General features: G+C 68.0%; 9 protein-coding genes and 1 pseudogene. 3 read left to right on the forward strand and 7 right to left on the reverse strand.

All coding sequences use genetic code 11. The features are described from left to right. From AC1D2K_RS22940 to fliE, 7 genes and pseudogenes are all read right to left on the reverse strand, one after another. Window positions 1-834, reverse strand: a pseudogene (locus tag AC1D2K_RS22940) (hypothetical protein); the annotation flags it as partial. A 17-nt stretch (window positions 835-851) separates the two neighbouring features. After that, window positions 852-1184 (reverse strand): flagellar protein FliT, encoded by a 333-nt coding sequence (locus AC1D2K_RS22945; protein WP_478091234.1) that lies wholly within the window; start codon window positions 1182-1184, stop codon window positions 852-854. Between the two features lie 29 nt (window positions 1185-1213). Next, a complete protein-coding gene (gene fliS / locus AC1D2K_RS22950; protein ID WP_478091236.1) occupies window positions 1214-1636 on the reverse strand; it encodes a flagellar export chaperone FliS in 423 nt (140 codons plus the stop codon). A gap of 22 nt (window positions 1637-1658) precedes the next feature. Further along, entirely contained in the window at window positions 1659-3110 is a 1452-nt protein-coding gene (fliD, locus tag AC1D2K_RS22955) for a flagellar filament capping protein FliD (protein WP_478091237.1), read from the reverse strand. A 43-nt stretch (window positions 3111-3153) separates the two neighbouring features. Next, window positions 3154-3501, reverse strand: coding sequence for a flagellar protein FlaG (locus AC1D2K_RS22960; RefSeq protein WP_478091239.1), 348 nt, complete (start codon window positions 3499-3501; stop codon window positions 3154-3156). 165 nt (window positions 3502-3666) lie between these two features. Further along, complete coding sequence (locus tag AC1D2K_RS22965) at window positions 3667-5298, reverse strand: flagellin N-terminal helical domain-containing protein (protein WP_478091240.1); 1632 nt, start codon at window positions 5296-5298, stop codon at window positions 3667-3669. Window positions 5299-5466: 168 nt separating this feature from the next. Further along, the gene (fliE, locus tag AC1D2K_RS22970) at window positions 5467-5784 is read right to left on the reverse strand and encodes a flagellar hook-basal body complex protein FliE (RefSeq protein WP_478091242.1); all 318 of its coding nucleotides are present in this window, start codon (window positions 5782-5784) and stop codon (window positions 5467-5469) included. Window positions 5785-5875: 91 nt separating this feature from the next. On the opposite strand from fliE, the gene AC1D2K_RS22975 reads away from it, so the two are divergent. Genes AC1D2K_RS22975 through fliG form a run of 3 tightly spaced genes read left to right on the forward strand, consistent with a single transcriptional unit; the run spans window position 5876 to window position 8818 of the window. Further along, on the forward strand, window positions 5876-6076 hold the full coding sequence (locus AC1D2K_RS22975; RefSeq protein ID WP_478091243.1) for a hypothetical protein: 201 nt from the start codon (window positions 5876-5878) through the stop codon (window positions 6074-6076). After that, the gene (gene fliF / locus AC1D2K_RS22980) at window positions 6073-7830 is read left to right on the forward strand and encodes a flagellar basal-body MS-ring/collar protein FliF (RefSeq protein WP_478091245.1); all 1758 of its coding nucleotides are present in this window, start codon (window positions 6073-6075) and stop codon (window positions 7828-7830) included. The genes AC1D2K_RS22975 and fliF overlap by 4 nt, the downstream gene beginning before the upstream one ends. Continuing rightward, window positions 7820-8818, forward strand: a complete 999-nt coding sequence (fliG, locus tag AC1D2K_RS22985) for a flagellar motor switch protein FliG (protein ID WP_478091246.1) — start codon at window positions 7820-7822, stop codon at window positions 8816-8818. Before fliF ends, fliG begins: the two co-directional genes overlap by 11 nt. Window positions 8819-8886: the final 68 nt, after the last annotated feature.

Here is an 8886-nt window from a genome sequence, read left to right on the forward strand (position 1 = left end):
CTCTTCCAGGCGCGCGGACACGGCCGTTTCCGGTGCCGGTGCCGGGCGCGCGGCCTCGCTGCGCCCGTAGGCGGCCTGCAGACGTGCGGCATCCGCGGATGCACCGGCGTCGGCATCCTGCGGGGCGGCGCCGTCCGCCGGCGCGCCGGCCTGGGCGGCCGGCGATGCGGCGCGCGGCGAAGACGCGGGCGCGCCCTGCTTCGGATCGGCGACGGCCGGCGCTGCGGTCTCCGGCACGGGCGTCGCCAATTGGGCGACCGCGGGGGCCACCGGCAAGGTCGAGACGGCCGCCGGGTTCACCGGAAGCGCCGCGGCGGCCGCCGGCTCGGCCGCTCTCTGCGCGGCCAGCGGTGTCGCCCAGCGCGCCTGGGGCTCCTCCAGCATTTGCGCCAGCGTGCGACTGCCGGATGCGAAATCGACCAGATGCGATTCGTAGAACAGGCCGCTGTGGGCCACGGTCTGCGACAGCGCGCTGGCCAGCGCGGGGGCCGAGGGCGCCTGCTGCGAAGGCCAGGCGGGCGCGGTGCCGCGCACCGGGCCGGCATCCGTTTCGAGGTCGGCCAGCACCGCGCTGATGACGCGCGCCGCCACCGACAGTTCGGCCTCGGGCGGCTGCTGCGCCGCGTGGGCAGGCGGCAGGCTCGGCGAACCACCGGGAAGCAGGCGATCGAGCGCGGCCTTCGAGGGCAGGCGCACGTCGTTGTCGACCTTCAGCACCTGTGCCACCGCGCCGGGCGCGCCGATCTGGGCTTCGGTCTTGATCGCGAGCACGTCCAGCCGCGGCGAAGCCTTGGCGGCCAGCAGCGCATCGATCAGTCCGGTGAGTCCACTCATGGCCAGCTCGCGTCCGCTCAGTGCGGCGGCCCGTAGGCCTTGCCCAGGCTGCGCTGCTGCTGCAGGAAGCTCATGCGGGCGATCAACTGTTCGATCTGCGGCTTGACCAGCCCGCAGACCTCGTCCTGGTCGGCACGGATCTGGTCGATCAGGCGACAGGTCTGCTCGAACTGGCTGGGGTCGAGCGCCTCCAGCGGAGCGAGCACCTTCAGGCGATCGACGATCGCCGCGCACTGCTCCTCCAGCGCGGGCAGCTGGCCCCACTCCCTGGCCCGGGCCAGCTCCGCCATGCGTGCAACGCCCGAGGCGAGTTGCCCGTAGCAATGCACGACTTCACTCCTGGCTGCCATTTTGTCCCCTGTGGTTCTCATCGGGCGCGTCAGCTGCGCGCGGGGYCGGCGTCGATCTCGCGCCAGGCCGATGCAATGTTTTCGAGAAGGCCATCGGCTTCGTCGAGCGCCTGCACGTCGTTGCGCAGGTTGGCGTAGAGAAGCTTCTGGATGATGTAGCCATAGAGCGCCGACAGGTTGGCCACCAGGGCCTCGCCTTCCGGGCCCGCGGCCTTGGCGTCGAGCGCGGCCGCGAGGCCGTTGTCGACGATGTCGATCGCCTTCGAGATCGCCTGGCCCCTGGCTCCGATGTCGCCGACCGACAGGTGGTGCCGGGCCATGCCGATGGACGACTGGGCGCCGTCGAACAGCATGCAGATCAGCTGGTGTGGCGAGGCGCTCATCGCGCCGGTGTCGACGCCGATGCGCGCATAGGCGCCGGCGCCGGTCCTGAAGCTGTGGGGTGTGTACATCGGCGGCTCTCGGGTGGCTGGATTACTTGCCGTTGCTGGCGTTCATCGCATCGAATTGCTTCGTGAGGTAGCTCATGGTGCTGTTCATGCTGTTGATCAGCACGTCGAGCTGGCTGAACTGCTTGCGGTAGCGATCCACCGTGGCATCCACCCGTACCTGCATCGCGTCGTACTGCTTGTCGAGTTCCTTGATCGTCGTGGTCACGCCGTCGGTGGCCACCTTCAGCGAGCCGCCGTTGCGATTGAGGTCCTCCACCAGCGTGTCCAGCTGCTTGCCGTAGCCCGCCGTGCTGCCGGTGGCGCTGGCGAAGAGCCTCGAGACCCCTTCCAGGTTGGCGTCGAGCGCCTTGTCGAGCTTGGTCGAATCCACGGCCAGCGTCCCGTCCTTCTGGAACGCCACGCCGATCTCCGTCAGCACCTTCATGTCGTTGGGTCCGCCCGCCTGCGGCGTCGTGAGCGCCTGCCGGATCCGGGTCTGGAGCAGGCGCAAGGTCGAGTCGCCGACCAGCGCGGCGCCGGTCTTGGTGTCGGCGTCGTAGGCGGTGAGCGAGGTCGCCGTGCTCTGCAGACTGTTGAAAGCCTTGACGAAATCGTTGATCGCGGTCTTCACCGAGGCCGTGTTGGCCTTCATCGAGAGACCGGTCGTGCCGGCCGACACCAGCGTGAGCGTGGTGCCCTGGATCGCTTCCTTGACCGTGTTGCTGGCGCTGGTGATGGCGATGCCGTTGACGGTGAGCTCGGCGTTCTGCGCCGCGACCGACTGCTGCAGGTTCTGCGTGCCGGCCGGGTCGTTGTTCAGCAGGTTCTGCAGCGCCGCGTCGCCATCGACCGAGATCCGCATGCTCGAGGCCGCGCCGGTCTGCGTGGAGACCAGCACCAGGCGATTGGGCGTGCCGCTGCCGTCGTTGACGATGCTGGCCGTGACGCCGGCATCGGCCGCGTTGATCGCATCGCGGATGCCGCCCAGCGTGTTGTTGGTGGCATCGATGGTGATCGGCTTCGCGACGCGCGAGGCGTCCGGGTTGAAGCCGGCGCCGCTGTACTTGCCGGTCGCGGCGTCCAGCGCGTCGCCGGTGATGGTGCCGAAGTCGATCGTGATCTTGCCGCTGCCGATCGCGGTGGTGGTGCTGGCCTGGCCCGCCGTGATGGCCGACTGCGCCTGCGCCAGCTTCGACACGGTGATGCTGTAGCTGCCCGCCGAACTGGCGTCGGTGGATGAGGCGGAGAGGATGCCGCTCACGGTGGGCGTGCCCGTGACGGTCTGGAACAGCGCCGGGTCGGACAGCTTCTTGGCGGCGCCCTGCAGGACGCCGAGCGCGCTTTGCAGCGAGCCATAGGCCGACAGCTTGCTGGTGTAGCTCTTCGCCTTCGCCTGCAGGGCCACCAGGGGCTGGCTCTCCGCCGTCTGGAGTTGCTTGAGCAGGCTGCTCAGGTCGAGGTTGGAGCCGACGCCCAGGCTGCTGATCGTTGCCATTTGAGTGAATTCCTTGTTGATGAATGAAGAAGGGGCGCGGCCTTCAGGCCTGCTGGCTCACCAGCTGGCCGGCCGATCGACCCATCACCTTGGCGAAACGAACCACTTCCTCGTTCGGGATCTGGCGAATCACTTCGCCGCTGGTCCGGTCGACCACTTTCACGATGACCTTGTCGATGTCCCGGTCGATCTCGAACTGCAGGCCGATGGAGCGGTTCGCAAACGACGCGTTGACCTCCTGCACCGCCGTCTCGATCTGCTCAGGGGTCGCTTCTTCGACCGGTTCCGACACGGCGGCCGCACCGGCGAATGCCGTCGCGACCGCGGCGCCGCCGGCGCGACCGGCGAGCAGTTGCGTCCAGGGGCTTTCCATTGCGAGAGCGGCAGGCACGGGGTTCGACATGTTTTCCACCTTGGTTCTTCTTGACTTCGCTGTCCTCTGCGGCCTCGCCGTCGGGCATGGCCGCAGGGGACAGCGCAGGCGGTGAGGCCTGCGGCCGCCAGGACCTTCCCTTGCGGGAGGGGCCTGGCATTCCTTTTCCTATCTGCTAGTCGATCAACGCAGGAGCGACAGCACGCCTTGCGTGGTCTGGTTCGCCTGGGCCAGCACCGAGGTACCGGCTTGCTGCAGGATCTGCGCGCGGGTCATGTTCGACACTTCCGTGGCGTAGTCGGCGTCTTCGATGCGCGAACGCGAGGAAGACAGGTTGGTCACCGTAGTGCCGAGGTTGGCGATCACCGAGTCGAAACGGTTCTGCACCGCACCCAGCGAGCTGCGCAGTTGGTCCACCTTGGACAGGGCTGCATCGAGTGCCTTGAGCGGATCGACCGTTGCCTTGCCGGCGCTGACGGCCTGAGTCGTCACCTTGCCGGGCTTGGACGAATCGGCGTACAGCACGCTGCCAGCCGCGTCGGTTGCGATGCCGTTGGCATTCAACTTGATCGTTTCGAGGGCAGTGGCCGTCAACCCGCTGGCACCCATGAAGACGCCGGCGAGGGCGCCGCCGGCGGCCGCCGTGTAGTCCACAGTAGCGTCGCCGTCGGAGTCGACGGTGCCGCCCACAGTCTTGAGCTTGACAGCAACCGCGTCCGCCGAAGCCTTCTCGCCCGTGACGGCGAACGTGGCGCCCCCCGACGTGTAGGTCGCACCGGTTGCGCCGATCTTGATCGTGTCGCCCGCTTGCATGCCCGTTGCGGCAGCGGTCAGCGTCGCGACGGTGGCGGGGGTGGAAGCCGCGCCGGTCTTGGTCAGGTTCTTGGTTGCATCGAGGTACAGCGCCGAGCCATCGTTGGCATCGGTCAGGGCGCCGTTGCTGTCGATCTTGACATCCATCGACTTGGCGCCGATGGTGACGGTTGCCGTCGCGCTGCCACCGACTGGCGGGGTCAGGGAGGCATTCGTCGCGGCCAGCGTCCGAGCGCTATCGCCAGCAGCGTAGCTCTTCGTCGCAGCGCTGTAGGTGAACGTTTCCGTACCCACTTTGACAATCCCGCCGTCTTTCAACGTTGCCAGCGCATCCGACGAAACACCGCCATTGGCGGCCGCGGTCAGCGTACGGTCGTACGTGGTCACGCCGGCAACCGGGACACCGTTCTGCGCGAAACCGGCGATCAACAGGTCGGTCGCGGTCGCGTTCTTGTTCGCCGCGCCGGTGTTGTTCACGTTGAAGCTGTCGAGACCCAGTGTCTTCGCGCTGATTTCCTTCAGGTCGATGTCGATCGTCTCGCCATCGTTCGCGCCGACTTGCACGGTCAGCTTGCCGGCGTCGGCCGACAGAACCTTCACGCCGTTGAACTGGGTCTGCTCCGAGACGCGGTTGATTTCGTCCAGGCGCAGCTTGATTTCACCCTGGATCGAGTCCAGGTCGCTGGCCGAGTTGGTGCCGGTGGCGGCTTGCACCGACAGTTCACGAACGCGCTGCAGGTTGTTGTTGACTTCGGTCAACGCGCCTTCAGTCGTTTGGGCGATCGAGATGCCGTCGTTGGCGTTGCGCGAAGCTTGCGTCAGGCCCTTGATGTTGGCCGTGAAACGGTTGGCGATGGCTTGGCCGGCGGCGTCGTCCTTGGCGCTGTTGATGCGCAGGCCGGACGACAGACGCTGGATCGCGGTGTTCAGCGACGACTGCGACTTGGTCAGGTTGTTCTGCGTGAGCAGAGAAAGGCTGTTGGTATTGATGACTGACGCCATGTTCGACTCCTGATGACAAAGGTTGTGGACTTCCGGCCTCTGGCCGTAACGCTGGTTCCGATCTCACCGTGAGACTCAGGCCACCGTTGGTTCAGTTATCGGCAGGCCCCTGGAAACATTTAGGGCTCGGCGCAAAAAAGCACCGACCCCGTCCACGACCCCGGCGGCTCAAGCCGGCAGGTTCATCACTTCCTGATAGGCGCTTACGAGCCGGTTGCGCACCTGCAGCCCGGTCTGGAACGCCACGTTGGCCTTCTGCAGGTCGACCATGACGTCGTTCAGCGCGATGCCGGGCTTGCCGAGTTCGAAGGCCTCGGCCTGGCCGTAGGCCCGGGTCTGGGCGCCGCTGATGTTGTCCAGCGAGCGCTTGAGCTCGGCCGCGAAGCCGCCGGTCTCGGCGGGCGCGGCGGCGGCGGGCGTGAAGCCCGCCTGCAGCGAGGTGACCCGCATCTGCTGCAGAACGGATTCGATGGCGGCGATCGACATGAGGAACTCTTTCGTTTGTTGGAACTTTGGTGTTGCTAAAGAAGCGCCCAGGCGCTCCGTCGTCCTTTCAGCGTAGCAAGGGAAGACCCCGATGGAAGCCGCTAACAGACGGCAAAAGCCCCCGCTGTTCGGACCATCGAATCTGTTACGACTGCTCACAATCAATCGCGAAACGACAAGCCCGCTGACGACTTCTACGGCCTCCGGCATGACCTCTGAACAACAAACTTCCTACCTGCGCATGACGACGCACCTTCCCGGCGCACCGGCCATGGCGAGGATCCGCGCATGAGTTCGACGGCACCCGCGAGCGCGGCGCCCGCGGCGTCCTCGCTCCCCCCGATGCTCGAACGCCTGCGCGCCCAGCCGAAGCTGCCGATGATCGTCGGCGCGGCCGCGCTGGTGACCGCCGTGGCGGCGTTCACACTCTGGAACCGCGGCCCCGACTACAAGGTGCTCTACACCAACGTGTCGGACCGCGACGGCGGCGCGATCATCGCGTCGCTGCAGCAGATGAACGTGCCCTACAAGTTCGCCGAGGGCGGCGGCGCGATCCTGATCGCCGGCGACAAGGTGCCCGAGGTGCGGCTCAAGCTCGCGGCCCAGGGCCTGCCCAAGGCCGGCGGCGTCGGCTTCGAACTGATGGACAACCAGAAGTTCGGCACCAGCCAGTTCGCCGAGCAGGTCAACTACCAGCGCGCGCTCGAAGGCGAGCTGGCGCGCTCGATCGAATCGGTCGGCACGGTGGAGTCGGCGCGGGTCCATCTGGCGCTGCCGAAGCCTTCGCTCTTCGTGCGCGAGCAGAAGAAGCCCTCGGCCTCGGTGGTGCTGACGCTGCAGCGCGGCCGCAGCATCGACGAGGGCCAGGTCAGCGCCATCGTCCACATGATCTCCAGCAGCGTGCCGGAGCTCGACCCCAAGAGCGTCACGGTGGTCGACCAGCGCGGCAACCTGCTGTCGGCGGCCAACAGCGGCACCCGCGGCCTGGACGTGAGCCAGCTCAAGTACGTGCAGGAGATCGAGCAGGGCTACATCCGCCGCATCGAAGCCATCCTGCAACCCATCGTCGGCGCCAGCAACGTGCGCGCGCAGGTGGCGGCCGACGTCGACTTCTCGGTCATGGAGCACACCGACGAGACGTACCGCCCGAACCAGGAGCCCGGCAAGGCCGCGATGCGCAGCCAGCAGTCGAGCGAATCGCTGCAGCAGGGCGGCCTTCCGCCCGGCGGCGTTCCCGGCGCCCTGTCGAACCAGCCGCCGGGCAACCCGAGCGCGCCGATCGCGACCGCGCCCAAGCCCGGAACCCCGGGTGCCCCCGGAACCCCCGGTGCTCCGACTGCGCCTGGCGCGGCGAACGGTGCCCCCGCGCCGGTTGCGACCGCGGCGGTGGCCACCGGCTCCGGCAGCTCGCGCAAGGACGTCACGACCAACTACGAGCTCGACCGCTCGATCCGCCACGTGCAGCAAAGTGCCGGCGGCATCAAGCGGCTGTCGGTGGCGGTGGTCGTCAACTACAAGGATGCGACCGACGGCGCCGGCAAGACCAGCCCGCGCGCGCTCACCCCGGTCGAGATCGAGCAGATCCGGAACCTGACCCGCGAGGCCATGGGCTTCAGCCAGGACCGCGGCGACTCGCTCAACGTGGTCAACAGCGCCTTCGCGGACGACCACCGCGAGCCGGCCACGGCGGACGTCCCGTTCTGGCGCGACCGCGAGAACCTCGATCTCGGCAAGTCCGTCGGGCAGTACCTGCTGCTGGCCCTGCTCGCCCTGTTCGCCTGGTTCGCAGTGCTGCGGCCCCTGCTGCGCAAGCACCTGGCGCCGCCGCCCGCGCCGGCCCCGGCCGTGGCGAGCGTCCCGGACGACGCCGTCGCCGAGGAGCCGGAGTTGTCGCAGGAGCCGACGGTCTCCGCCGAAGAAAGCCTGCGCCAGCGCGAGGCCGCCCGCCAGAAGGCAGATATGGAATACGCCCATCAACTCGCCGACCAGGATCCCAAGCTGGTCGCCACGCTGATCCAGCACTGGATGAACGCCCATGATCAGTGAAACCGGAACCCGCAAGAGCGCCATCCTGCTGATGGCCCTCGGTGAAGACCGCGCCGCCGCGGCGCTGGCCCACCTCGCCACCTCCGAGGTGCAGACCCTCGGCCTCGCGATGGCGAAGCTCGCCGCGGTCTCCAAGGACGAGCTGAACTCGGTGCTGTCCGAGTTCCGCCAGGAGACCGAGCAGCTCTCGGCGCTGCACCTGGGCTCGAGCAGCTACATCCGCGCGGTGCTCAAGAAGGCGCTGGGCGACGACCGCGCCAGCAACCTGCTGGAGGACATCCTCCAGGCCGACGAGCCGCACAGCGGCATCGAGCGCCTGAACCAGCTCGAGGCCAGCGAGGTGGCCGAGCTGATCCGCGACGAGCATCCGCAGATCCTGGCGACCGTGCTGATCCACCTGGACCGCATGAAGGCCTCGGAGGTGCTCGAGAAGCTGCCGGCCCGCCTGCGCCACGACGTCATCATGCGCGTGGCCACCTTCGGCGGCGTGCAACCCTCGGCCCTCATGGAGCTGACCGACGTGCTGACCGAGATGCTGTCGGGCCAGGGCCTGAAGCGCAGCCGCCTGGGCGGCGTGCGCACCGCCGCCGAGATCGTCAACCTGATGGCGAGCGCGCAGGAAGAGGAAGCCATCGCCCATGTGCGCGAGCACGACGAGGCGCTGGCGCAGCGGATCATCGACGAGATGTTCGTGTTCGAGAACCTGCTGAGCCTGGAAGACCGCAGCATCCAGCGCCTGCTGAAGGACATCGAGTCCGACTCGCTGATCATCGCGCTCAAGGGCGCGCCGCAGGAGCTGCGCGACAAGTTCCTGAGCAACATGTCGACGCGTGCCGCCGAGACGCTGCGCGAGGACATGGAGCTGCGCGGACCGGTGCGCGTGTCGCAGGTCGAGGCCGAGCAGAAGTCCATCCTGCAGGTCGCCCGCCGCCTGGCCGAAGCCGGCGAGATCGTGATTGCCGCGCCGGGTACCGATGACTACGTCTGACCGCCCCTCCCCCTTCGGCTCGCGGGCCCGGCTGGCCGCGGCCTACCCGCTCGGCGCCGGCGCCGGCG

The sequence above is a fragment of the Variovorax sp. P1_H12_2 genome, from assembly GCF_056405335.1.

Bases quoted from the DNA above. Each gene is read 5' to 3' on its own strand.
- fliD (WP_478091237.1), bottom strand. From the start codon at position 3,110: ATGGCAACGATCAGCAGCCTGGGCGTCGGCTCCAACCTCGACCTGAGC.
- fliG (WP_478091246.1), top strand. From the start codon at position 7,820: ATGATCAGTGAAACCGGAACCCGCAAGAGCGCCATCCTGCTGATGGCC.
- AC1D2K_RS22965 (WP_478091240.1), bottom strand. From the start codon at position 5,298: ATGGCGTCAGTCATCAATACCAACAGCCTTTCTCTGCTCACGCAGAAC.
- AC1D2K_RS22945 (WP_478091234.1), bottom strand. From the start codon at position 1,184: ATGGCAGCCAGGAGTGAAGTCGTGCATTGCTACGGGCAACTCGCCTCG.
- fliF (WP_478091245.1), top strand. From the start codon at position 6,073: ATGAGTTCGACGGCACCCGCGAGCGCGGCGCCCGCGGCGTCCTCGCTC.
- AC1D2K_RS22975 (WP_478091243.1), top strand. From the start codon at position 5,876: ATGGAAGCCGCTAACAGACGGCAAAAGCCCCCGCTGTTCGGACCATCG.
- fliE (WP_478091242.1), bottom strand. From the start codon at position 5,784: ATGTCGATCGCCGCCATCGAATCCGTTCTGCAGCAGATGCGGGTCACC.